Origin of the sequence: Mesorhizobium sp. B2-4-18, from assembly GCF_006441385.1 — a bacterium.
Taxonomy (GTDB): Bacteria; Pseudomonadota; Alphaproteobacteria; order Rhizobiales; family Rhizobiaceae; genus Mesorhizobium; species Mesorhizobium australicum.
In genome coordinates this window covers 523,402-545,682 of the sequence record NZ_VFUW01000003.1, presented here as the reverse complement: position 1 = coordinate 545,682, position 22,281 = coordinate 523,402, and the positions used below count along the sequence as shown (strand labels likewise).

Below are 22,281 nucleotides of genomic sequence, written 5' to 3'. Positions count from 1 at the left end.
CGGCCCGCAAATAACGGCCCGACCGATCTCGATAGATCCTGCATCCTGGCTGACAGGCTGGGCGTGAAACCGGAAGAGGACCCAATGGCGGATGGGCGCGACGGAAAGAAGACCAATGTTGACCCGAAGCTGCTGGAACTCCTGGCCTGCCCGCTGACCAAGGGGCCGCTGGCCTGGGACCCCGAGCGCGGCGAGCTGGTCTCGCGGGTCGCCAAGCTCGCTTATCCGGTGCGCGACGGCATCCCCATCATGCTGCCCTCGGAAGCGCGGGTGCTCTCGGCCGAGGATGTGCTGTCGCCGCCACGGCCGGGTGGGCCGAATTGAGGTGGCGCGGAGCCATCCGCTCCGCTTCAACCATATACGTGTACAAACCAAGAGAGATCAGGTCTTCGACGTGGCTTCAGTTCGGCCTGGCCAGCGCCTTGTCGATCTGCGGCAGCAGAAGTTCCTTGGCGGACTCCGGCGTCAGCGGGCCGACATGTTTGTAGGCTATCTTGCCATCCTTGCCGATGACGAAGGTTTCCGGCACGCCATAGACGCCCCAGTCGATCGCAGTGCGGCCGGCTTCGTCGACCCCGATCGCCTGGAACGGATTGCCGAGGTCGCCGAGGAAGCGGCGGGCGTTTTCCGGCCGGTCCTTGTAATTCAGCGCCGCCATCGCGAACCTTTTGTCCTGCGCCAGCGCCAGCAGCACCGGGTGCTCTTCCCGACATGGTGCGCACCAGGACGCAAACACGTTGACCAGCGTGACCTTGCCGGCGAAGGCTTTCGAATCGAGCCCGGGCAGATTGCTGCCCTCCAGGGGCGGCAAGTTGGTCCGCGGCGCCGGCAGGCCGATGAGCGCCGACGGCACTTCCGAGACATCGCGTCCCGACAAGAGCTGCGACAGGAACAGTCCGGCCAGTCCGAGGAAGACCAGCAGCGGCAAGAATACGAACAGGCGACGACGGGCCGGCGTCGGCGTTTCCGTCCCTGTGCTCATGGCTTGGCTGCCTTGTCGGAACGGCGGCGCACGCCAGCCGCCTCGAGTTCGGCGAGTTCGCGCTTGCGCGCCCGCTGATCGATGAGGATCCAGCCGATCAGCCCGGCCAGCGCCACGGCGGTGATCGCGTAGGCCGCCGCGACGTAGAGCGCATGCGCGCTCATGCGCGCCGCTCCATCGCCGCGTCTCGTTCCAGCCGGGTCTTTCCGCCTCGTTCGATCATGTCTTCCCTTAGCCGCGCGCCGGCGGCTTCGCAATCGGCCGCCACGCCGCAGCCTTCAGACCTCTGGCGCCTCAATCGGTGCCGTGGCGCAGCGCCAGCGCCGCTGCGGTCGGCCCCAGCACACCAAGAAACAGCGTCAGCGCGGCAAGAATGAGGAAGGGCTGCAGGAATGGATCGGGATTGGCCGTCGCGCCATAGCTCGCCGAAACGCCGAAGATCAGCACCGGTATGGTCAGCGGCAGCACCAGCACCGAGATCAAGAGGCCGCCACGCGGCAGCGCCACCGCCACCGCGGCGCCCACGGCACCGATGAAGGTGATTGCCGGCGTGCCGACCAGCAGCGTCAGCGCCGTGGCGCCTATGGCCAACGGTTCCATGTTCATGAACAGGCCGAGCAGGGGGGCCGCGACCACCAGCGGCAGGACGCTGCCCGCCCAATGCGCGACGCACTTCACCAGCACCGTCAGCGCCAGCATATGCCGGTCGTTGCCGAGCACCAGGAGATCGAGCGAACCGTCCTCGCGATCGGCCTGGAACAGCCGGTCGAGGCCGAGCAGGCAGGCAAGCAGCGCGCCGATCCACAGGATCGCCGGACCGATGCGGGCCAACAGCTTGAGATCCGGCCCAACGCCGAAAGGGATGGTGGCGATGACGGCGAGGAAGAAGATGACGCCCGTCAGCGCGCCGCCGCCGGCGCGGATGGAGAGGCGGATGTCGCGCAGGAAGAGGGACCACATTACGATGTGGTCCCCTGTTGAAGAAGGGGGGCGCCGTAGGGTGCAGTCATCAAAAGGCCTCCCCCATCGCCAACTCTTTCGCCCCTTCCAATCCCAGCGGCAGATGCGTCGCCGCCACGATCATCCCGCCTTCCTCGCAATGCCCGCGCATCAGCCCCGCGAATCTCCCCTCCGAAGCCTTGTCCAGCCCTGCCGTCGGCTCATCGAGCAGCCACAGCGGCCGATGGCTGACCAAGAGTCTCGCGATCGCCGCGCGGCGTCTTTGCCCGGTCGAGAGATAGCCGAACGGCAAATGGCCGATGCCGCCGAGCTCGACCGTTTCCAGCGCCTCCTCCACATCGAGCCGGCCTTCGCCATGGAACTCCCGCCAGAAGCGCAAATTCTCGGTCACGCTCAGCGCCGTCTTCATCGCGTTCTGATGGCCGAGATAGTGGCAGGCCGAGCCGATCGAAGGGAACTCGTCGCCGCCGCCTTCGAGCAGCAGCCGGCCCTCGGTTTTCGGCAGCAGGCCGGCGACCACCCTGAGCAAGGTCGATTTGCCCGAACCGTTCGGCCCGGTGACGACCAGGGCCCGGCCCTGATCGAGGACAAAGCCGATGCCGGAGAAAACCGGCTCGCCGCCGCGTTCGCCGCCCAGATTTTCGGCGATAAGCCGCATCCCTCGCCTGCCCTGAAATCAGTGTTTCGCGAGCGCTGCCGCATCGCACAAATTTGCTCAGCAACTGTCTAGAACTATTCCAGAAAATTCTCTATATGCGGGGCATCCGTGCCAGCGGTCGGCGCGGGAACAGAATTAGCGCCGAACCAGCGCACGCGCCGCCTTGAACGGCTCGGGTTGCTTGGGAACGGACAGCGGAAATGGCCGTACCCGCACCTTTGCGCGTGATTGCATGCCATCGGCGTCCGTTCCCTTTCAGGCTGAACAGACAAGGACGGATCGCACGTGTCAAAATCCCTCGACAGTTTCAATTGCCGCCGCACGCTGAAAGCGGGCGACGCCGAGTATGTCTATTTCGACCTCGTCGAGGCCGAGAAGAACGGCCTCACCGGCATTGCCCAGCTGCCCTATTCGATGAAGGTGCTGCTGGAAAACCTGCTGCGCAACGAGGACGGCCGCTCCGTCACCAAGGAGAGCATCCAGGCGGTGGCCGGCTGGCTGACCGACAAGGGCACCGCCGGCGTCGAAATCGCCTATCGCCCGGCCCGCGTGCTGATGCAGGATTTCACCGGCGTCCCGGCCGTGGTCGACCTCGCCGCCATGCGCGACGCCATGGCTTCGCTCGGCGGCGATCCGCAGAAGATCAATCCGCTGGTGCCGGTCGACCTTGTCATCGACCATTCCGTCATCGTCGACGAGTTCGGCACGCCGATGGCCTTCGCCCGCAATGTCGAGCTCGAATATGAGCGCAACGAAGAGCGCTACAAGTTCCTGAAATGGGGCCAGCAGGCGTTCCGCAACTTCCGCGTCGTGCCGCCCGGCACCGGCATCTGCCACCAGGTCAATCTCGAATATCTCGGCCAGGTGGTGTGGACCAACACCGAGGACGGCGAAACCACCGCCTATCCCGACACCTGCGTCGGCACCGATTCGCACACCACCATGATCAACGGCCTTGGCGTGCTCGGCTGGGGCGTCGGCGGCATCGAGGCCGAGGCGGCCATGCTAGGCCAGCCGGTCTCCATGCTGCTGCCGGAAGTCATCGGCTTCCGCCTCACCGGCAAGCTCAAGGAGGGCGTCACCGCCACCGACCTCGTGCTGACCGTCACCCAGATGCTGCGCAAGAAGGGCGTCGTCGGCAAGTTCGTCGAGTTCTTCGGCCCCGGCCTGTCCAACATGACGCTGGCCGACCGCGCCACCATCGGCAACATGGCGCCCGAATACGGCGCCACCTGCGGTTTCTTCCCGGTCGATTCCGAAACCATCCGCTATCTCACAATGTCAGGCCGCAGCGAGGACCGCATCGCCCTGGTCGAGGCCTATTCCAAGGCGCAAGGCATGTGGCGCGAGGCCGGCTCCGCCGACCCGGTCTTCACCGACCTGCTCGAACTGGAGCTGGACAGCGTCGTGCCGTCGATGGCCGGTCCCAAGCGCCCCGAGGGCCGTGTCGCGCTGGAAGGCATTCCGGCCGGCTTCGCCAAGGCGATGGACACCGAATACAAGAAGGCGGCGGAAATCTCCAAGCGCTATGCGGTCGAAGGCACCGACCATGACCTCGGCCATGGCGACGTCGTCATCGCCGCCATCACCTCCTGCACCAACACCTCGAACCCATCAGTGCTGATCGGCGCGGGCTTGCTTGCCCGCAACGCCAACCGCCTTGGCCTGAAGCAGAAGCCGTGGGTAAAGACCTCGCTGGCCCCCGGCAGCCAGGTGGTGGCGGAATATCTGGAAAAGTCGGGCCTGCAGAAGGAGCTCGACCAGATCGGCTTCAACCTGGTCGGCTTCGGCTGCACCACCTGCATCGGCAATTCCGGCCCGCTGCCCGCTCCGATCTCAAAAACCATCAACGACAAGGGCCTGATTGCCGCCGCGGTGCTCTCCGGCAACCGCAACTTCGAAGGCCGCGTCTCGCCCGACGTGCAGGCGAACTACCTGGCGTCGCCGCCGCTGGTCGTGGCGCATGCGCTGGCCGGCACCGTGACCAAGGACCTGACCACGGAGCCGCTCGGCGACGACAGGAACGGCAATCCGGTCTATCTCAAGGATATCTGGCCGAGCTCGGCCGAGATCCAGGAGTTCATCGAGAAGAACGTCACCCGCGAGCTGTTCGCCCGCAAATATGCCGACGTCTTCAAGGGCGACGAGTACTGGCAGAACGTCAAGGCGCCGGAAGGCCAGACCTATGCCTGGGACAACAATTCGACCTATGTGCAGAACCCGCCCTACTTCGCCGGCATGACCACGGGTTTCGGCAAGATCGGCGACATCAAGGGCGCCCGGGTGCTCGGCCTGTTCGGCGACAAGATCACCACCGACCACATCTCGCCGGCGGGTTCGATCAAGGCCGCCTCGCCGGCCGGCAAATACCTCACCGACCATGGCGTCGGCGTCGCCGACTTCAACCAGTACGGCACGCGGCGCGGCAACCATGAGGTGATGATGCGCGGCACCTTCGCCAACATCCGCATCCGCAACCACATGCTGGGCGAGAACGGCCGCGAGGGCGGCTACACCATCCACTATCCCAGCAAGGAAGAGGAATCGATCTACGACGCGGCGATGCAGTACAAGAAGGAAGGCGTGCCGCTGGTCATTTTCGCCGGCGTCGAATACGGCAACGGCTCGTCGCGCGACTGGGCGGCAAAGGGGACCAACCTGCTCGGTGTCCGCGCCGTCATCGCCCAGTCCTTCGAGCGCATCCATCGTTCGAACCTGGTCGGCATGGGCGTCATCCCCTTCGTCTTCGAGGAAGGCACCTCATGGGCTTCCCTCAACCTCAAGGGCGACGAGCTGGTCGAGATCGACGGATTGAGCGCCATCAAGCCGCGCCAGACGATGACCGCCAAGATCACCTATGGCGACGGCACGGTGAAGAACGTGCCGATCATCTGCCGCATCGATACGCTGGATGAGCTCGACTACTTCAAGAACGGCGGCATCTTGCAGTACGTGCTGCGCGATCTGGCGGCCTAGAAAACAGCGAGTAGCGAGTGGGATGCAGGGGACGCCCCTGCTCACTACTCGCTACTCCCCTGCCGCGGCACAGCAGACCAGCATGCCGCACAGTCCTGCCGCGATGAAGGCAAGGTCGTCGAAGCATTGAACGGCCCGGACCAAAGTCCAGGGCCGGTGCGTTCGCAATAGAGATCGATGGCGGTGAGGAGAACCTGCCGCATGGCGATGATGCCGCCGCTCAATCGAACCACGCCTTGAAATGCAGCGGCTGCTCCTATTGCGGCCTTACCTCACGATTGCAGCGGTAAAATTTCACCGCAACGTGACTTCCCGTTGACTTCCCGTTCTGCCACATATTTCGGCAAAGCAGAACAAAGCCGGCATCACCGGCGGGAATTGGAATGGTCATGGCCTCGCGACGATCATTGTGGCTGGCAGCCTTCGCGCTGGCCTTCTCGGCTTTTGCCGGCGCTGGGCATGCCAGCGAGCCCGAAAGGGCCCAGGCCGAAAAATCCGACAGGCCGCTCGGCGTGGTCGAACTGTTCACCAGCCAGGGCTGCAGTTCCTGCCCGCCGGCGGACGCGTTCTTCGCCGAACTCGCCACGAGGCAAGACCTTGTCGCACTCGCCTATCACGTCGATTACTGGGACTATCTCGGCTGGAAGGACACGCTGAGCCACAAGGAAAACACCGAGCGGCAATATGACTATATGCGCTATTTCAGCAGCCGTTCGGTCTATACGCCGCAGGCCGTCCTGAACGGCCGCATGCATGTCAACGGCGCCAATCGCGGTGAGGTCGACGGCGCGCTTGCCCGCATGGCCCGTGCCGGCGAAGGCATGCGTGTGCCCATCAAGGTCAGCCGCACCGGCGACCGTGTGATCATCGATGCAGGTGACGCCGGCACCGGCCCGAACGACGCCCATGTCGTCATCGTCTATTTCGACGCGCCGCAGACGGTCAAGATCGGCCAGGGCGAGAACTCCGGCCGCAAGATGACCTATTGGAACGCGGTCACCGGGATCCAGACCGCCGGCATGTGGCATGGCAAGGCGCAGCGCTACGAATTTCCGCTGAGCGAGATCACCAAGAAAGGCGGCTGCGCCGTGCTGTTGCAGTCGGTCGGCAAGGATGGCCTGCCAGGCCCCATCCTGGGTGCGGCTTTCATCCACAAACCGGGATCCGAGGCCTCCCTCGATCGTAAGCTGTAAGGTCACGGGTTCGGCGCAATTCCAGACGGAAACCGCACATTTCCTGCTCGAATGCTTTCAGTGTCCGGTCAGGCGATCGGCGAAGGCCGCAAGGCGCGAGGTCCGGTCCAGGCCGTTTGCTTCACGCCGGTCGGCGATGCGATAGAGCTGGTACATTGTATGCACGCCGAGCCAGCGCAGTGGTTCCGGTTCCCATTTCTTGACCGTGCGGTTGACCCAGGGCAGCCGGGTCAACTCGGTGTCGTGGCCGAGCACGAGGTCGCGCAAGGTGCGGCCTGACAGGTTGGAACTGGAAACCCCGAGCCCGACATAGCCGCCGGCCCAGCCGATGCCGCTTTCCCGGTCGAAGCCTGAAGTGGTGCACCAGTCGCGCGGCACCCCAAGCGTCCCGCACCAGGCATGGTCGAGACGCACGCCCTTGGTCTGCGGCAACAGCCTGGTCAGCACCTCGTGCAACTGGTCGATGGTCGCCTGCTGGGTCCGGCCGCGCACATCGGTGCGCGAACCGAAGCGGTAGGGCACGCCACGGCCGCCCATGGCGATGCGGCCTTCGCGCGTGCGCTGCGCGTAGCAATAGGTGTGAGCGGCATCGCCCAACACCTCGTAACCGTTCCAGCCGATCTGGTCCCACAGTTCTTGCGGCAGCTTCTCGGTCACCACGATGGCGCTGTTCAGCGGCAGCCAGAGACGCTCGTAGCCGGGAATGCCAGCCGTGAAGCCTTCGGTGGCGCGGATGATCTTCCCTGCCCGCACGATGCCTCTGCTGGTGGTGACCTTGCCCTTCTCGATCGCCAGCACCTGCGTCTGCTCGTAGATCGGCACGCCAAGCCGCTCGACAGCCGCGGCCAGGCCTTGCACCAGCTTCGCCGGCTGGACACGCGCGACGTTGCGCACGACGAAGGCGCCCAGCACCTTGTCGATGGCGATGCGCTGACGCGCCTCCCGCGCGTCGAGGAAGGCCAGCCGCTCCGGCGGCATCTCCCAGCGCAGCAGCTCCTCGTATTCGGCCTTGGCGCGCTGCAATTGTGCCGCGTTGGTGGCGACGGTGATGTTGTCGACGCGGCGGATATCGGCGTCGATGCCTTCGGCTTCCGTCACCGCGATCACCTCATCGACCGTGCCGAACATGGCGCGCTGCATGTCGATCACCGCGCCGCGCGAGGAGGTCTTTGCGTATTTCTCGCGCGACCAGCTGAAGCCGCCCGACAGCCAGCCGCCATTGCGGCCCGACGCGCCGAAGCCCGCGAACTCCTTCTCGACCATGGCGATGCGCAGCGCAGGTTGCGCCTTCTTCAAATAATAGGCGGTCCACAGGCCGGTGTAGCCGGCGCCGACGATGCACACATCTGCCTCGATGTCGCCGGGCAAGGACGGCCGATAGGCCGGCACGCCGCCGATATCGGCATACCAGAACGACACGTCGCCATTGTGCTTGGCTTGCATTTTTGAAATCCGTTCCGAAATCAGGTGAGCGTCAGGTCAGCCTTGTCGTCGTCGGCGAGCAGCTTCACGTCGGCGCCGGCGAACAGCACCTCGACCTCGTCCCCGATGGCGAAACTGTCTGCTTCCAGCGTCGAGCGCACGATGGCTTTCGAGCCGTCGGCCAGGTCGACCTCGTATTTTGAGCCGGAGCCGAGATAGATGGCTTCGCCAATACGGCCCGTGAGCCGGTTGCGGCCGTCGCCGCCAGCACCAGGGCGGGCGAGCGCCAGCTTTTCGGGGCGCAGCAGCATGACCGGCCTGCCGCCATTGGCGAGACGCTTGGCGGTCGTCACCGTCTGGCCTGATATCTCGATCGCCGTCTCCTGGCCCGAGGTGGCGGCGGCCCCGCGCAGCACGGTGGAATCGCCGATGAACTTGCCAACGAACAGCGTCGCCGGTTCATCATACAGCTCGCGCCCGGTACCGATCTGTTCGATGCGGCCCCGGTTGAACACGGCGATGCGATCCGACAGCACCAGCGCCTCTTCCTGGTCGTGCGTTACATAGACGAAAGTGGTGCCGAGTTCGCGGTGGATGCGCTTGATCTCGAGCTGCAGCCATTCGCGCAGTTTCTTGTCGAGTGCGCCGAGCGGCTCGTCCATCAACAGCAGCGGCGGATCGAAGACGATGGCGCGGGCCAGCGCCACGCGTTGCTGCTGGCCGCCCGAAAGCTCGCTGGGGAAGCGATGGCCGAAATCCGCCATCTTGACCATGTCGAGCGCCTGGCGCACCCGGCGTTCGCGCTCGGCTCCCGCCACGCCGCGCAAGGCGAGCGGATAGGCGACGTTGCGGCTCACCGTCATATGGGGAAACAGCGCGTAATGCTGGAAGACGACGCCGATGTTGCGCTTGTGCGCCGGCACGCCGACGACGCTCTTGCCGCCCACTTCCAGCGCGCCGGAACTGGCCTCGGTGAAGCCGGCGACGACGTTGAGCGTCGTCGTCTTGCCGGAGCCGCTTGGTCCAAGCAGCGTCATGAACTCGCCGGCCTCGATGTGCAGCGACACGCCGTCCAGCGCCTTGAAGCTGCCATAGGCCTTGCTGACCGACCTGAGATCGATCGCCGCGCCCCTGCTCTCTTGCCCCGAGGTCATTGGCGTCCCTTCCGCTCGCGGCCAAGAAGAAGCATGCCGCCGCCGATCAGGATCGTGGTGGCGAACAACAGGATCGTGCCGACGGCCGCGACCGTCGGGTCGGCATCGCGCGTGATGGAAGCGAAGATCTGCACCGGCAATGTCTTGAGGTAGGGATTGGTGATGAACAGCGACACGACGATCTCATCGAAGGAGGTGGCGAAGGCGAACAGCAGGCCCGACAGCACGCCGGGTGCGATCAGCGGCAGCGTCACCGTGCGGAAGGTAGTGAGCGCGTTGGCGCCGAGGCTCGCCGCGGCTGTCTCGAGCCGCCTGTCGAACACTTCGAGATTGGCCGAGACGGCAATCAGCACGAAAGGCAGCGCAAGGATGGTGTGGGCGAGCACGAAGCCGAGCAGCGTGCCGACGAGCCGCGTATCGAGATAGACCGCGTAGATGCCGATGGCCAGCACCACGCCCGGCACCACCATCGGCGTCAACATCAGCATGCGCAGCAGGTTTGCCGGCCGCGCCTTCATGCGGTCGAGGCCGAAGGCGGCAAGCGTGCCGAGGACCGTTGCCAGCACGGCAACGATCGAGGCGACCTTCAGCGAATTGAGGAAGCTGTTCGACCAGTCCGGGTTGGTGGCGAAATTCTGGTACCATTGCCAGGAAAAGCCCTGCGGCGGAAACGCCAGCGACTTGTTCTCGTTGAACGACATCGGCACCACGACCAGCGTCGGGGCCACCAGCCATATGGCCACCAGCACGCAGACAAGGCCGAGGATGACGCGGGTGAGCGGCTTCATCTCCATCAGCGCCGCTCCGCTTCCCGGTACCGGGACCGCATGACGGGCGCGGCGAGCGCCAGCAGCACGAAGGTCGTGACCAGCAGCACCACGCCCATGGCGCCGCCACGGCCCCATTGCAGCAGGCTGAGCACCTGTGTCTGCACCAGGGTGGACAGCATGGTCGAACGCGGACCGCCGAGCAAAGCCGGCGTGATGTAGAAGCCGAGCGCCAGGATGAAGACGATGATCGCCCCGGCATAGACGCCCGGCAGCGACAGCGGCAGGTAGATGGTGAAGAAGGCGCGGGACGGCCGCGCGCCAAGGCTTTGCGCCGCGCGCATCAGCCTGAGATCGATGCCTTTCATGACCGAATAGAGCGGCAGGATCATGAACGGCAAAAGCACCTGCGCCATGCCGATGACCACGCCCGTCTGGGTGCGGATCAGCCTGACGCCACCAAGCCCGAGCGACCGCAGGACCGAGTTGATGACGCCTGAATCCTGGAGCAGGATCACCCAGGACAAGGTGCGCACCACGCCGCTCACCCAAAACGGGATCAGCACACACAAGAGCAGCACCAGCCGAACGCGCGGCCCGACCGCGGTCATCAGATAGGCGTAGGGATAAGCGCAAACCACGCACACCAGCGTGACCCACGCCGAAATGACGAAGGTCCGCTGGAGCACGACAAGGTTGATCGGCGCACTGAAGAACCAGACATAGTTCTGCGCTCCCCACTCCGGTTCCGACAGGCTGCGCAGCACGATGGTCAGCAGCGGATAGCCGATCACCGCGAAAAGCAGGACCAGGGCCGGCAACGCGAGCGCGAACGGCCGCCATGCCCTGCGCCTTTCGGCGGCCGGAATGATTGGCTCGGACGCGCTCACGGCCCTTGCTTCCCGTCAGCCGGTCAGTTGCCGGCCATCAGCGCCGACCACTTCTCCTGCGCCACCGCAAAGTTCGGGACCCAGAACTTGAAGTTCTGCTTGTAGCCCTGCTTCTGGCGTTCAGGCGTATTGGTCAGGTAGGCGGCGACGGAAGCGTCGACCTTGGGCTGCGCGTCGTTGTTGATCGGCGTGTAGGAGGTCTTCTCCGCCAATATCTCCTGGGCATGCTTGCCGAGATAGGCATTGAGCAGCGCGTAGGACGCATCCGTATCCTTGACGCCGACCGGAATCGTCATCTGGTCCATCACCACCAGCCAATCCTGCCAGGCGGGCGCGTACTTGGCACCGTTCTTGACCGCCGTCATGGCGCGGCCCGTCCACATCATCAGCATGTCGGCCTCGCCGGATTCGGCGAGCTGCTGCGATTCGGCACCCGTCTTCCAGAAGATCGTGTCGGGGCCGAGCTTGCGGACCACATCGATGGCCTTGTCGATATCGGCCACCGTCATCGCCTTCGGATCGCCGCCGGCAACCTTGAAAGCCTGTTCCAGCAGGCCGCCGGTCGGGCTGCCGGAGCCGTCGATGCCACGCACGCCGGGGAATTTTTGGGTATCGAAGAAGTCGGCCCAGCTCTTGGGCGGATTATCCCCGTACTTTTCCTTGTTGTACATCAGCACGACACCGTAGTTCATCGCCGGCACCGAGCATTCGCCGACCTGGCCTTCCGGGATTTTCGAGACGTCGAGCTTCGTCAGATCGAGCTTCTGGAACAGCTTGCCGCAATAGACATAGGGCGGCAGGTCGTCGGTATCGACGACGTCCCAGGTCACATTGCCGGACTCGACCTGCGCCTGCAGTTTGGCGATCTCCGTCGGGCCGTCGTTGAGCAGCTTGACGCCGGACTTGTCGACGAACTCCTTGAGTGCCGCCGCCTGGCCGTCCTGATAGATGCCGCCATAGGAAACGAGGGTCAGCGTCTTGCCCTTCAGCGAGCCTTCGGCGACCTCTCCCGCCACCGGCTTGGATTGCGCGAGCGCGGCGGTGGCCGCCATAAGCACGGCGACGGCCGCCGCATGTCCAAATTTCAGTTTCATGATCATCTCTCCCATTTGCAGAACTCGCATTGTTTTCATTCACCCGGATGCGAGCGGTTTCCGGGCCTGTATCGATCGAGTTCGAGCGCGCCGGCGGTCGGCGGCGCGATGATCCAGAGCACCTCGGCCGGCGTGTCGCCGACATTGACGGTCCGGTGCGGCACCGAGGTTGCGTATTCGACGCTGTCGCCCTCGCGCATCAGATGGCGCTCGTCGGCAAGCGTCAGTTCGACGGTGCCCTTGAGCACCATGAACATTTCGTGCTCGCCGCCATGCACATAGGTCTCGTCGCCGGTCGAGCCGCCAACCTCGAAATGGCCGGCATAGACTTCGAATTGATGGATCGGCCGCCGCGACAGGAGCATCTTGCGGCCTTGGAGGCCGACCGGAACGACCGGCCGCTCCTCGCGCCTCAGCACCTTGTGCAGGGGACGCGCATTGTCCTCGAACAGATCGTTGATGCCGAGATCGAGAGCGGCGGCGATCTTGAGCAGCGTGCCGGTGTTGGCGCCGCACAGATTGCGCTCGAGTTGGCTGATGAAGCTCGCCGTGGTGCCCGTCATGTCGGCAAGCTGGCGCAGCGAGACGCGCCGCGCCATGCGCAATGCCTTGATACGAGGGCCGACGCCGCCGGCCTCCGGCACGGCCGCGCCGCCATTCAACTGTTTTACTGGGGAGCCCGATGCGTGTGGCATTGTCGTCTCCGTTCTCACTTAACACCCTATTAAGTGAAACGGAAAATGGCAAGCACGGTCGGCAGAATTGAATGGCCACGCGGGGTTGGCCGCTTTCGGCCCTACGCCGATGCCGTCGGCGCGCAGTCCCGGGTGCAAGGCCCAAAAACGAAAAAACCGACGTCAGCTTGCTTCTGACGTCGGTCATTTAGGTTTTGGGATCGTCGCACCTGGCTTTTCCGAGGAAAGGCCGAGGTTGGTTCGATCCGACGCAGACCCGTGGGCGGGGGGCTTGGGGTTTACGAGCCGGTGCCGGACCGAACCGTCTCAGGCAACGCCGGTAAATTCGTCGGACATTGGGGCAGGAGCGCGGATAAAAAAAGGCGGAAATGTGGCGAAGCATCACCAATTCCAACATGCGTTTCACAAACGTGACTGGACGCAACGGAAACGGCGCTCCGCTGCCTTCGCTTCTCCGGCTCTTGCAATTGCGATGCGAAGGGGCCAACCTTGGTTGGCAAAGATTCATTTTTAAGGATCGAGGCAGGCATGATCGATGACGGCGGCGGGATGGGGGATGGAGACGCATCCGCAATATTGATCCCGCTGCACGAGGCGCGCAGCGCACGCCTCGACCAGCCGGTCCGCTTCGACCGGCGCGAACTGGACCAGATCCTCAGGCTTTACGGACGCATGGTCGCGGCCAATGAATGGCGCGACTACGCCATCGATCACCTCACCGACCGCGCTGTCTTTTCCGTCTTCCGCCGTGCCAGCGAAGTGCCGCTGTTCCAGATCGTCAAGGATCCGAAACTGGCGCGCAAGCAAGGCGCCTTCGCCGTCATCGCGGCGGGCGGGCGCATCCTCAAACGCGGCCAGGAGCTTGGCCGCGTGCTCGGCGTCTTCGACAGCAAGCTGAAGCTGGTATAGGGGTGAATTGCGAACTGAAGAATTGAGGAACGAAGGAAAGGGGCGCTTACGTCAGGCGCCGCGTGTCCTATTCCTCAATTCTTCAGTTCCCCCTTCCGGAACTTCCGCTCCGGCAGCGAATCCGGATCGGGTGGCAGCGATGCCCCGCCGTTGAGCGACAGCTGCATGAATACCGTGTCCAACCAGCGCCCGTGCTTGTAGCCGGAGCCTTCGAGGCGGCCGGAATGACGGAAGCCGAGCTTCTCGTGCAACCTGACCGAGGCGCTGTCGGCGCGGCCATCGCCGATCACCGCGACGATCTGGCGAAAGCCCGCCGCCTCGACCGCCGCGACCAGGCTTTGCATCAGCTTCAGGCCGACACCCTGGCCCTTGGCGTCAGGCGCGACATAGACCGAATCCTCGACGATGAAGCGATAGGCCGGGCGCGGCCGGAAGGCGCCGGCATAGGCATAGCCAAGCACGGCGCCTGCCTTTTCCGCCACCAGATAGGGAAAGCCGCCGGCCGCGAGCGCGGCGAATCGCGTCCCCATCTCGGTGCGGCTGGGCGGTTCCAGTTCATAGCTCGCCGTGCCGTTGGCGACCGCGTCGGCGTAGATTTCGGTTATGGCGTCGAGGTCGGCCGGGGTCGCCGGCCTGATCGCGATGTTGCTCATTCTTTATGCAAGCCTCTTTTGTGCTTTCGATAACAGCAGAGGCCCGCTTAAAAGAAAAGGGCGGCCGTTGGGCCGCCCTTCCAGGAGTCGATGGTCCAATACCGCTTAGCGGCGGTCGCCCATGAACTGGAGCAGGAACATGAAGAGGTTGATGAAATCGAGGTAGAGCGACAGCGCGCCCATGATGGCCTTGCGGCCCGCGACATCGGAAGCGTCGCCCTCGAAATACATCTCCTTGATCTTCTGCGTGTCGTAGGCGGTGAGGCCGGCGAAGACCAGTACGCCGATCGCCGAGACGGCGAAGGTCAGTGCCGACGACTGCAGGAAGATGTTGATCACCGAGGCGATGATGATGCCGAACACGCCCATGATCAGGAACGAGCCCATCGCCGACAGGTCGCGCTTGGTGGTGTAGCCGAACAGCGACAGCGCGCCGAAGGCCGCGGCGGTGGCGAAGAAGGTCTGCGAGATGCTTGCCGTGGTGTAGACCAGGAAGATCGACGACAGCGACAGGCCGACCAGACCGGCATAGACCCAGAAGGTGGTCTGCGCGGCGGCGACGCTCATCGACTGGATCCTGAACGACAGGAAGAACACGGCGGCCAGCGGCGCCAGCATGACAACCCAGCGCAGCGGCGAACCGAAGATCGCGTAGCCGAACGAGGTCAGCATCTCGCCGCTCGGCAGCGTCGCGACGGCCGAAGCCGGATCGGTGGTGGTGGCCAGCATGATCGTGCCGACGGCGGCAAGGCCGGTGATGAGCAGGCCAAGCCCCATCAGATTGTAGACCTTGATCATGTAGGCGCGCAGACCCTGGTCGATGTCGGCGCGGACGCCGGGCACCGCCGACGTCTGATAGTTGCGAATGGGATCAGCCATTGGAAATCCTCGTTGCTTCTGCCCCGTCCGGTGTCGGGCCTCTTGCGGACCCAGGCGCCGCTGGGGGGCTCCAGCATGCCTGCGCGGAATATGATGGTTATTCGCGTCAAGAACAAGACCGTAACCGGGTGTAACGGTTCGTGACAGGCCAAAATGCCGCTTCGCCGGCCGTTTCGGACGGCATTCTTACCAAGATTTAACCCGGGCAGGCGGCGCCCGCCGGCGAATCAGAGGTTTCGCAGCACGGGTGCCGCCTTGTGGCCGAGCACCCGCCAGGTGCCGGCAAGGCCGATGCCGACCGTGATCACCAGCGAAAAGGCAATCGTCGCCACCGCCACCTCGGGCATGAAATGCGATGGCAGCGTCATGATGCGTGCGACCACGAACCAGGCGGCGGCGCTGCCGGCGGCGAGCGCGAAGATGGCGGTGGCCAGTCCGATCAGCATGTATTCCAGAGAGAATGCCGTGATCAGCGTTCGCCGGGTGGCGCCCAACGTCTTCAGCACCACAGCGTCGTGGATGCGCGCCCGGTTGCCGGCGGCAAGCGCGCCGGCAAGCACCAGAACCGAGGCGATCAGCGCCACGCCGGCCGCCGCCCGGATCGCCGTGCCGAGCTGGCCGACCAGCCGGTTGACGATGTCGAGTGCGTCCTTGACCCGCACCGTCGTCACGGCGGGGAAGGCGCGGGTGACGGCGTTGAGGACGCGTGCGTCGTCGGCCGCCGAGGCGTTCTTTTCGGTGAGCGTGGCTATCCAGCCATGCGGGGCGCCGGCGAATGTGTTGGGCGAGAACACCATGACGAAATTGATGCCCATCGTCTCCCACTCGACCTGGCGGAAATTGGCGATGCGGGCGGTGACATTGCGGCCGAGCACATTGACGGTGATGGTGTCGCCGAGCTTCAGCCCGATTTCCTTGCCTTCCTTGTCGGAAAACGAAACCAGCGGCTCGCCGGCATAGTTGTCGGCCCACCATTTGCCCTCTGTCAGCGTCGCGTTTTCCGGTTGCCTGGTGTCATAGGTCAGGCCGCGATCTCCCTTCAGCACCCAGGCGCCCTCGGCCGGCACCTTGACCTTGTCGACATCGACGCCGTTGAGAGCCATGACCCGGCCGCGCAGCATCGGCACCTTGGCCAGCGTTCCCTGGGGCGCCTCCTTCGCGACCAGCGAGGAGAACGCATCGACCTCGCTGCCCTGGATGTCGACGAAGAAGAAGTTCGGCGCCCGCTCCGGCAGGCTGCCGGAAATCTGGCGTCTGAGATTCCCGTCGACCAGCGCCAGTGTCACCAAGAGCGTCAGCCCAAGCCCCAGCGACAGCACCACCGAGGGCGTCAGCGCCCCGGGACGGTGGATGTTGCCGATGGCGAGTCTCAGCGCGACAAAGCGCACGCGCGGGCTTTTCCGGGCTGCCCATTGCACCAGTCCGCCGACGAGACGCAGCACCAGGAAAGCAAAAACGGTGGCGCCGACGAAGATCGAGGCGATGCGCTGGTCGCCCGAAAACAGAATCGCCAGCGCTGCCAGGAAAAGCGCGATGCCGAGCGCACAAACGGCATAGACGGGCCGAGGCAGGCCCCGGCCTTCCAGTCCCATCTCCCGGAACAGCGCGGTTGCCGGCACGTCACGGGCGCGGCCGAGCGGCAGCAGCGCGAAGGCCAGCGTCACCAGCAGGCCGAACAGGGCCGCCATGGCGAGCGCGCCGGGATAGAAGCCGCCCTGCGCCGGCACCGGAATGACCGACTGAAGCGCGGCACTCGCCGCGAACGGCATCAGCGCCCCGAGCACCAGGCCGAGCACGATGCCAAGTGCCGCGATGATCAGGATCTGCACGAGGTAGACGGCAAAGACGAAGCCGCCGGACGCCCCCAGGCTCTTGAAGGTGGCGATGACGCCGCGCTTGCCGTCGAGATAGGCGCGCACCGCATTGGCGACGCCGACGCCGCCGACCACCAGCGCGGTGAGCCCGACCAGCGTCAGGAACTGCGAGAAGCGTTCGATATTGGAGGATAACGCCGGTGCGGCGTTGCTGCGCGTGCGGATCGACCAGCCGGCCTGCGGAAAATCCTTGGCCGCCTGGTCCTGGATGGCCTTGAGCCGCGCCTCGTCGGCACCGGCGGGCAGCCGGACCTTGTAGGCGTTCTCGACCAGGCTGCCCGGTTGGATCAGCCCGGTGACGGCCAGGCCCTCGGTCGAGATCATCAGCCTTGGCGCGAAGCCGAACCCGTCGGAGACCGCGTCGGGCTCGGCCACCAGCCTGGCGCGCAGTTCGAACGTGGCGGTGCCGAGCTTCAGCCGGTCGCCGATCTTGAGATGCAGCCGTTCGAACAAGAGATCGGGTGCCGCGGCGCCGAAAACGCCGAACTGCCCGCCGAACAGTTCCTGCTTCGTCAGCACCGGTTCGGTTTCCAGCGCGCCATAGAGCGGATAGGCCTCGTCGACAGCCTTGGCCTCGACCAGCGCCTGGTCGGATCCATCAGCCAGGCGCGCCATCGAGCGCATGCCGGCGGTATGCGAAACCACGCCCAGCCCGTCGAGAAAGCCAAGTTCTGCCCGGCTGGCGTCGCGCTGGTTGATCTGGAAGCGAAGATCGCCGCCGAGCAGCGTCTGGCCCTGATCGGCGACACCGGCGGTGATGGAGCGGGCCACCGAATTGACGCCGCCGATAGCCGCCACGCCGAGCGCGATGCAGGCGAGGAAGATGAGGAAGCCGGACAGGCCGCCGCGCATCTCGCGCAGCGAGAAGCGGATGGCAAGCTTCAAGGTCCGCGCCAGCGGCATCAGGCGGTGATCCTGACCGGCGGCGGCGCCTCGATCCGGCCGGAGCGCATCGAAACCTGGCGCGAGCAGCGCGCCGCGAGCGCCGGATCATGGGTCACCAGCACCAGCGTCATGCCGCGTTCGGCGGCCTTGGCGAACAGCAGATCGGCGACCTGCCGCCCCGTCGCCTGATCGAGATTGCCGGTCGGCTCGTCGGCGATCAGGATGCGCGGCGATGGTGCCAGCGCCCGGGCGATCGCCACGCGCTGCTGCTCGCCGCCGGAGAGCTCGCCGGGATAATGGGCGACGCGGTCGCTGAGGCCGACGGCCGCCAGTTCCCGCTCCGCCACCGAGAAGGGATCGGCGTGGCCGGCCAGTTCCAGCGGCACGGCGACATTTTCGAGCGCCGTCATATTGGGGATGAGGTGGAAGGACTGGAACACGATGCCAATGTTTCGGCCGCGAAACGAAGCGATCTGGTCCTCGCTTTTACCGTTGAGCAGTTCGCCGGCAATGCGCACGGTACCGGAATCGACCCGCTCCAGCCCGACCAGCACCATCAGCAATGTCGACTTGCCGGACCCCGACGGGCCGACGATACCCGTCGCCTCGCCGCGCGCGACGTCGAGGCTGACGCCCTTCAATACATGAACCGACGAAGCGCCTTCGCCGAGTGTCAGGGATATGTCTTTCAGCGCGATGACGGCTTCTGTCAAAATGAAAGCGTCCTATATGGAAAGGGAGGCTCTGCCTGTCGGAAGCCATCGCCGGAAGAATTCTCTGTCATATGGGGCCTGCCGCATGTCTTTCAAACGCCGCTTTGCCGCAGGCCTGGTCGTTTTCCTCGCCATCTGCGGCGGCATCTCGTCGGCGCGCGCCGCGCCTTTCAAGATCGTCGGCTTCGGTGACAGCCTGATGGCGGGGTACGGCCTTGGCCCGGGCGAGGGCTTTACCGACAAATTGCAGGCAGCACTTCGCGCCAAGGGCCATGACGTCATCGTCGCCAATGCCGGCGTCTCCGGCGACACCTCCAGCGGCGGCCTGGCGCGGCTCGACTGGTCGGTGCCTGAGGGCACGCAGCTGGTGATCCTCGAACTCGGCGCCAACGACATGCTGCGCGGCGTCGCGCCCGACATTACGAAACGGAACCTGGACGAGATGCTAGGCAGGCTCAAAGAGCGCAAGATTGCCGTGCTGCTGGCCGGCATGCGGGCGGCGCCCAATCTCGGGGCCGACTACCAGAGCGCCTTCGACGCCATCTTTGCCGACCTGGCCGGCAAATACGATGTTCCGCTCTACCCGTTCTTCCTCGACGGCGTCGCCGGCCAGCCCGGCCTGCAGCTCGAGGACGGCCTGCATCCGAGTGCTCGCGGCGTCGACCTGATGGTCGAACGCATCCTGCCTACCGTCGAGAAGGCCATGGCGGCGGCGCCAGGCGGATCGTGACGTCGGATGGAACCGGTTCCGCCGCGGAAGCTTTAGATTGCATGTAGATTGCATCCGCGACCAACAAACCACTTGCTCCATTTGATTATCGATGATTCGCTAGGGATGACAGTTTCGATTCGAGGAAGGGAGGCTCTTCATGCCGCGTCTTTTCACCGCCCTCGAAATTCCGCGTGATGCCGCCCTTTCGCTGTCCCTGCTCCGGGGCGGCCTGCCCGGGGCCCGCTGGATCGACGTCGAAAACTACCATCTGACGTTACGCTTCATCGGCGACGTCCAGGGCCATGTCGCCGACGAGATCGCCAACGCTCTCGACCGGGTGCATCGCCCTTCCTTCTCGCTGACCTTGTCCGGTGTCGGGGCTTTCGGCCAGAAGAAGCCGCATGCGGTGTGGGCCGGCGCTTCGTCCTCGCCCGATCTGGCGGCTCTTCAGGCCGAAATCGAGCGCATCTGCCAGCGGCTCGGCATTCCCGCCGATCCGCGCAGGTTCATGCCGCATGTGACGCTGGCGCGGCTGCGCAATTCGAGCCCGCTCGACGTCGCCCAATATCTGTCGGCGCGCGGCAATTTCTCGACGCTGCCGTTCCGCATCGGCCGTTTCGTGCTGATGTCGTCGCGCGATTCGGTGGGTGGCGGCCCCTATATTGTCGAGGAGGCATGGCCGCTGTCCGGCGTCGATACGCGTGCCGCCAGCCGTGTCGCCAGCACCTCCGACGCCTCGCGGATCATGCGATAGACCTCGGCAAACGCTTGCTGGTCCTCATAGTAGGGGTCCGGTACATCGCGCGGCCTTCCCTCGGCGAATTCCAGGAACAGGTGGATACGGTCGCGCACCGCCGCCGGCGCCAGCGCCTTCAGGTCGGCGACGTTGGACCGGTCCATGCCGAAGATCAGGTCGAAGCGGTGAAAATCCTCCGGCATGATCTTGCGCGCCCGCTGCCGCGAGATGTCGATGCCGTGGTGAGACGCGATGGCGATCGAGCGCGGGTCGGGAGCGGAGCCGACCTCCCAGCCGCTGGTCGCGGCCGAATCGAGCACGATATCGCCGCCATATCCGCGCTCAGCCAGCACGGCGCCAAGGATGCCTTCGGCCAGCGGCGACCGGCAGATGTTGCCGAGGCAGACGAAAAGAATGGAATTTATGGGCTTCGCGATCATGGATCCGGCGCTATGGTGACGACTTCAGCCCAATAGCACGGGAAGCGGACATGACGAGAGAGAAACTGGGCAGGGAGGCCGCCGAAGCAGCGCTCACAGGGCTTGATGGCTGGGCACTGGCGGACGACGGCGCCTCGATCGGCCGCACCTTCACCTTCGCCAATTTCTCCGAAGCCTTCGCCTTCATGACCAGGGTGGCGCTGACCGCCGAGAAGATGGACCACCATCCCGATTGGTCGAATGTCTACAAGACCGTCAGCGTTACCCTGAATACGCATGACGCCGGCGGCGTGACGGCGCTCGACATCGAATTGGCGAAGAAGATGAACCGCTATTTCGGCGGCTGAACACGGGCTGTCCAACGTCCAGGCCCGGCGCGGACCCGGCAAATCGGCGCCCGCATCTTGCAGCCGGGTTAAGCTTTCACCACATTTTGATCGGCGGACGTGCGCTGAGACGCGCATGAGGCCCGCAAGGAGAGATTGATGGCGCAAGAATCCGGTTTTGATTTCTTCGGCTTTGGCGACAAGCTGGCCGGCGAAGGCGAAGTGCGCGAAAAGTTCTGGCGCACGGCCAGGAAGGCCGCTCGGCAGATTCCGTTCATGGAAGATGTCGTCGCTGCCTATTACTGCGCCATGGACAAGAAGACGCCGCTGCGCGCCAAGGGCATATTGGTGGCCGCGCTCGGCTATTTCGTCCTGCCGGTCGACCTCATCCCCGACTTCATCTTTGGTCTCGGCTTCACCGACGACATCGCCGTGCTGACCGCCGCGATCACCGCCGTCAGCGCCCATATCACGCCCGCGCACCGGCAAGCCGCCAAGGACGCCATCGCCGATAAGAGCTGAAGTCCCGCCGGCCGAATCCCGCCGCGACGGCTCGACCGCTGGACAGGGGCGTTCAGCGGCGGGTTAGAAGTCAAACTCTTGCCGTTTTCGTGGCCTCCAAGTCGCCAAAGGGACACCGAGCCGGTCGCTGACAAGGCGGCGGCGCGGAAATGGCGGCGGTTTCCTGGGGTGAAGGTCCTTTTCTCTTGGGAAATTCACCGTTTGGTAACCCAGATTAAATCAAAATGAAGCGACGGCAGGACGCCACGCGGCCCGCCTCCGCACCATTTGGAATACGGGAAAAACGATGCGCGGATTGATTGCACTAGTTTCGAGCCTGGTCCTGGCGGCCTCGGCGGCGCCGGCGCTGGCGCAGCAGGCGACCAAGATCGGCCAGCACAATGCCTGGGGCACCTACAGCTACCAGGCTTCGGGCGGCAAGGTCTGCTACGTGCTGACCGTGCCGACCGACAAGCAGCCGCCGACGCTCGACCATGGCGACATGTTCTTCTTCGTCAGCCAGCGGCCCGGCCAGCAAGTGTCCTATGAGCCTCAGTTCATCGCCGGCTACAATTTCCAGGAAGGTTCCAAGGCCACCGTCACCATCGACAAGAAGAGCTTCTCGATGTTCACGCGCGGCAAATCGGCCTGGGTCGAGAACGCGGCGGAAGAGCCAGTGCTGATCGCCGCGATGAAGACCGGAACCGACATGAAGGTGTCGGCGAAGTCGGGCCGCGGCAATCCCACGAACTATGTCTTCTCGCTTAAGGGCATTTCGGCGGCGCTGTCCTCGATCGCCAAGTGCAAATAGGCTATCTTCGTTTTTGAACCGAAGGCCGGGCCGTAACGCCCGGCCTTTGCT

General features: G+C 64.7%; 24 protein-coding genes. 9 read left to right on the top strand and 15 right to left on the bottom strand.

Annotated features, from left to right (window positions below; translation table 11 throughout):
- The first annotated feature begins 84 nt into the window (after positions 1–84).
- Positions 85–324: a Trm112 family protein gene (locus FJ527_RS09870; protein ID WP_140618229.1), complete on the top strand. Its 240-nt coding sequence runs from the start codon at positions 85–87 to the stop codon at positions 322–324.
- Between the two features lie 76 nt (positions 325–400).
- On the opposite strand, the gene FJ527_RS09865 is transcribed toward FJ527_RS09870, so the two are convergent.
- The 4 genes from FJ527_RS09865 to ccmA form a co-directional block, all read right to left on the bottom strand.
- Entirely contained in the window at positions 401–982 is a 582-nt protein-coding gene (locus FJ527_RS09865; protein WP_140822915.1) for a DsbE family thiol:disulfide interchange protein, read from the bottom strand.
- On the bottom strand, positions 979–1,146 hold the full coding sequence (gene ccmD, locus FJ527_RS09860) for a heme exporter protein CcmD (protein ID WP_023774434.1): 168 nt from the start codon (positions 1,144–1,146) through the stop codon (positions 979–981). Before ccmD ends, FJ527_RS09865 begins: the two co-directional genes overlap by 4 nt.
- Before the next feature lie 130 nt (positions 1,147–1,276).
- The gene (gene ccmB / locus FJ527_RS09855; protein WP_023774435.1) at positions 1,277–1,942 is read right to left on the bottom strand and encodes a heme exporter protein CcmB; all 666 of its coding nucleotides are present in this window, start codon (positions 1,940–1,942) and stop codon (positions 1,277–1,279) included.
- Positions 1,943–1,991: 49 nt separating this feature from the next.
- Positions 1,992–2,600, bottom strand: a complete 609-nt coding sequence (gene ccmA, locus FJ527_RS09850) for a heme ABC exporter ATP-binding protein CcmA (protein WP_140822913.1) — start codon at positions 2,598–2,600, stop codon at positions 1,992–1,994.
- Between the two features lie 285 nt (positions 2,601–2,885).
- Between ccmA and acnA the strand changes: the two genes are divergently transcribed.
- Both acnA and FJ527_RS09840 read left to right on the top strand, forming a co-directional pair.
- Complete coding sequence (gene acnA / locus FJ527_RS09845) at positions 2,886–5,576, top strand: aconitate hydratase AcnA (protein WP_015314926.1); 2,691 nt, start codon at positions 2,886–2,888, stop codon at positions 5,574–5,576.
- A 383-nt stretch (positions 5,577–5,959) separates the two neighbouring features.
- The gene (locus FJ527_RS09840) at positions 5,960–6,769 is read left to right on the top strand and encodes a thioredoxin family protein (RefSeq protein ID WP_140822911.1); all 810 of its coding nucleotides are present in this window, start codon (positions 5,960–5,962) and stop codon (positions 6,767–6,769) included.
- 57 nt (positions 6,770–6,826) lie between these two features.
- On the opposite strand, the gene FJ527_RS09835 is transcribed toward FJ527_RS09840, so the two are convergent.
- From FJ527_RS09835 to FJ527_RS09810, 6 genes are read right to left on the bottom strand one after another with little or no spacing between them, the layout of a single operon-like run.
- Positions 6,827–8,212, bottom strand: a complete 1,386-nt coding sequence (locus FJ527_RS09835; protein ID WP_140822909.1) for an FAD-binding oxidoreductase — start codon at positions 8,210–8,212, stop codon at positions 6,827–6,829.
- A 20-nt stretch (positions 8,213–8,232) separates the two neighbouring features.
- Positions 8,233–9,345 (bottom strand): ABC transporter ATP-binding protein, encoded by a 1,113-nt coding sequence (locus FJ527_RS09830; RefSeq protein ID WP_140822907.1) that lies wholly within the window; start codon positions 9,343–9,345, stop codon positions 8,233–8,235.
- Positions 9,342–10,139 (bottom strand): ABC transporter permease, encoded by a 798-nt coding sequence (locus FJ527_RS09825; protein WP_140822905.1) that lies wholly within the window; start codon positions 10,137–10,139, stop codon positions 9,342–9,344. The genes FJ527_RS09830 and FJ527_RS09825 overlap by 4 nt, the downstream gene beginning before the upstream one ends.
- The gene (locus FJ527_RS09820; protein ID WP_015314931.1) at positions 10,139–11,002 is read right to left on the bottom strand and encodes an ABC transporter permease; all 864 of its coding nucleotides are present in this window, start codon (positions 11,000–11,002) and stop codon (positions 10,139–10,141) included. Before FJ527_RS09820 ends, FJ527_RS09825 begins: the two co-directional genes overlap by 1 nt.
- Before the next feature lie 23 nt (positions 11,003–11,025).
- On the bottom strand, positions 11,026–12,096 hold the full coding sequence (locus tag FJ527_RS09815) for an extracellular solute-binding protein (RefSeq protein ID WP_015314932.1): 1,071 nt from the start codon (positions 12,094–12,096) through the stop codon (positions 11,026–11,028).
- A 35-nt stretch (positions 12,097–12,131) separates the two neighbouring features.
- Positions 12,132–12,791 (bottom strand): XRE family transcriptional regulator, encoded by a 660-nt coding sequence (locus tag FJ527_RS09810; RefSeq protein WP_015314933.1) that lies wholly within the window; start codon positions 12,789–12,791, stop codon positions 12,132–12,134.
- A 528-nt stretch (positions 12,792–13,319) separates the two neighbouring features.
- Between FJ527_RS09810 and FJ527_RS09805 the strand changes: the two genes are divergently transcribed.
- On the top strand, positions 13,320–13,700 hold the full coding sequence (locus FJ527_RS09805) for a DUF2794 domain-containing protein (RefSeq protein ID WP_015314934.1): 381 nt from the start codon (positions 13,320–13,322) through the stop codon (positions 13,698–13,700).
- A 74-nt stretch (positions 13,701–13,774) separates the two neighbouring features.
- Here the strand turns inward: FJ527_RS09805 and FJ527_RS09800 are convergent, their stop codons facing one another.
- From FJ527_RS09800 to FJ527_RS09785, 4 genes are all read right to left on the bottom strand, one after another.
- A complete protein-coding gene (locus tag FJ527_RS09800; RefSeq protein WP_140618237.1) occupies positions 13,775–14,353 on the bottom strand; it encodes a GNAT family N-acetyltransferase in 579 nt (192 codons plus the stop codon).
- Between the two features lie 105 nt (positions 14,354–14,458).
- Positions 14,459–15,232 carry a Bax inhibitor-1/YccA family protein gene (locus FJ527_RS09795; protein WP_015314936.1) on the bottom strand — a complete coding sequence of 258 codons (774 nt, stop codon included), beginning with the start codon at positions 15,230–15,232 and terminating at the stop codon, positions 14,459–14,461.
- Positions 15,233–15,459: 227 nt separating this feature from the next.
- Positions 15,460–18,009, bottom strand: a complete 2,550-nt coding sequence (locus FJ527_RS09790; protein ID WP_140822903.1) for an ABC transporter permease — start codon at positions 18,007–18,009, stop codon at positions 15,460–15,462.
- Positions 18,009–18,704: an ABC transporter ATP-binding protein gene (locus FJ527_RS09785; protein WP_140822902.1), complete on the bottom strand. Its 696-nt coding sequence runs from the start codon at positions 18,702–18,704 to the stop codon at positions 18,009–18,011. The genes FJ527_RS09790 and FJ527_RS09785 overlap by 1 nt, the downstream gene beginning before the upstream one ends.
- Positions 18,705–18,789: 85 nt before the next feature.
- Between FJ527_RS09785 and FJ527_RS09780 the strand changes: the two genes are divergently transcribed.
- On the top strand, positions 18,790–19,434 hold the full coding sequence (locus FJ527_RS09780; protein WP_015314939.1) for an arylesterase: 645 nt from the start codon (positions 18,790–18,792) through the stop codon (positions 19,432–19,434).
- A 139-nt stretch (positions 19,435–19,573) separates the two neighbouring features.
- Positions 19,574–20,170 (top strand): RNA 2',3'-cyclic phosphodiesterase, encoded by a 597-nt coding sequence (thpR, locus tag FJ527_RS09775; protein WP_015314940.1) that lies wholly within the window; start codon positions 19,574–19,576, stop codon positions 20,168–20,170.
- On the opposite strand, the gene FJ527_RS09770 is transcribed toward thpR, so the two are convergent.
- A complete protein-coding gene (locus tag FJ527_RS09770; RefSeq protein ID WP_015314941.1) occupies positions 20,074–20,592 on the bottom strand; it encodes a low molecular weight protein-tyrosine-phosphatase in 519 nt (172 codons plus the stop codon). The genes thpR and FJ527_RS09770 overlap by 97 nt on opposite strands.
- Positions 20,593–20,642: 50 nt before the next feature.
- On the opposite strand from FJ527_RS09770, the gene FJ527_RS09765 reads away from it, so the two are divergent.
- The 3 genes from FJ527_RS09765 (at position 20,643) to FJ527_RS09755 (ending at position 22,230) form a co-directional block, all read left to right on the top strand.
- Positions 20,643–20,939, top strand: coding sequence for a 4a-hydroxytetrahydrobiopterin dehydratase (locus FJ527_RS09765; RefSeq protein WP_015314942.1), 297 nt, complete (start codon positions 20,643–20,645; stop codon positions 20,937–20,939).
- Between the two features lie 138 nt (positions 20,940–21,077).
- Positions 21,078–21,440 carry a YkvA family protein gene (locus FJ527_RS09760; protein ID WP_015314943.1) on the top strand — a complete coding sequence of 121 codons (363 nt, stop codon included), beginning with the start codon at positions 21,078–21,080 and terminating at the stop codon, positions 21,438–21,440.
- 286 nt (positions 21,441–21,726) lie between these two features.
- Complete coding sequence (locus FJ527_RS09755) at positions 21,727–22,230, top strand: invasion associated locus B family protein (RefSeq protein ID WP_015314944.1); 504 nt, start codon at positions 21,727–21,729, stop codon at positions 22,228–22,230.
- Positions 22,231–22,281 lie beyond the last annotated feature (51 nt).

Coding starts and splice junctions, on each gene's coding strand:
- FJ527_RS09870 (WP_140618229.1), top strand. CDS start 85: ATGGCGGATGGGCGCGACGGAAAGAAGACCAATGTTGACCCGAAGCTG.
- FJ527_RS09865 (WP_140822915.1), bottom strand. CDS start 982: ATGAGCACAGGGACGGAAACGCCGACGCCGGCCCGTCGTCGCCTGTTC.
- ccmD (WP_023774434.1), bottom strand. CDS start 1,146: ATGAGCGCGCATGCGCTCTACGTCGCGGCGGCCTACGCGATCACCGCC.
- ccmB (WP_023774435.1), bottom strand. CDS start 1,942: ATGTGGTCCCTCTTCCTGCGCGACATCCGCCTCTCCATCCGCGCCGGC.
- ccmA (WP_140822913.1), bottom strand. CDS start 2,600: ATGCGGCTTATCGCCGAAAATCTGGGCGGCGAACGCGGCGGCGAGCCG.
- FJ527_RS09840 (WP_140822911.1), top strand. CDS start 5,960: ATGGTCATGGCCTCGCGACGATCATTGTGGCTGGCAGCCTTCGCGCTG.
- FJ527_RS09835 (WP_140822909.1), bottom strand. CDS start 8,212: ATGCAAGCCAAGCACAATGGCGACGTGTCGTTCTGGTATGCCGATATC.
- FJ527_RS09830 (WP_140822907.1), bottom strand. CDS start 9,345: ATGACCTCGGGGCAAGAGAGCAGGGGCGCGGCGATCGATCTCAGGTCG.
- FJ527_RS09825 (WP_140822905.1), bottom strand. CDS start 10,139: ATGGAGATGAAGCCGCTCACCCGCGTCATCCTCGGCCTTGTCTGCGTG.
- FJ527_RS09815 (WP_015314932.1), bottom strand. CDS start 12,096: ATGAAACTGAAATTTGGACATGCGGCGGCCGTCGCCGTGCTTATGGCG.
- FJ527_RS09810 (WP_015314933.1), bottom strand. CDS start 12,791: ATGCCACACGCATCGGGCTCCCCAGTAAAACAGTTGAATGGCGGCGCG.
- FJ527_RS09805 (WP_015314934.1), top strand. CDS start 13,320: ATGATCGATGACGGCGGCGGGATGGGGGATGGAGACGCATCCGCAATA.
- FJ527_RS09800 (WP_140618237.1), bottom strand. CDS start 14,353: ATGAGCAACATCGCGATCAGGCCGGCGACCCCGGCCGACCTCGACGCC.
- FJ527_RS09795 (WP_015314936.1), bottom strand. CDS start 15,232: ATGGCTGATCCCATTCGCAACTATCAGACGTCGGCGGTGCCCGGCGTC.
- FJ527_RS09790 (WP_140822903.1), bottom strand. CDS start 18,009: ATGCCGCTGGCGCGGACCTTGAAGCTTGCCATCCGCTTCTCGCTGCGC.
- FJ527_RS09780 (WP_015314939.1), top strand. CDS start 18,790: ATGTCTTTCAAACGCCGCTTTGCCGCAGGCCTGGTCGTTTTCCTCGCC.
- thpR (WP_015314940.1), top strand. CDS start 19,574: ATGCCGCGTCTTTTCACCGCCCTCGAAATTCCGCGTGATGCCGCCCTT.
- FJ527_RS09770 (WP_015314941.1), bottom strand. CDS start 20,592: ATGATCGCGAAGCCCATAAATTCCATTCTTTTCGTCTGCCTCGGCAAC.
- FJ527_RS09765 (WP_015314942.1), top strand. CDS start 20,643: ATGACGAGAGAGAAACTGGGCAGGGAGGCCGCCGAAGCAGCGCTCACA.
- FJ527_RS09760 (WP_015314943.1), top strand. CDS start 21,078: ATGGCGCAAGAATCCGGTTTTGATTTCTTCGGCTTTGGCGACAAGCTG.
- FJ527_RS09755 (WP_015314944.1), top strand. CDS start 21,727: ATGCGCGGATTGATTGCACTAGTTTCGAGCCTGGTCCTGGCGGCCTCG.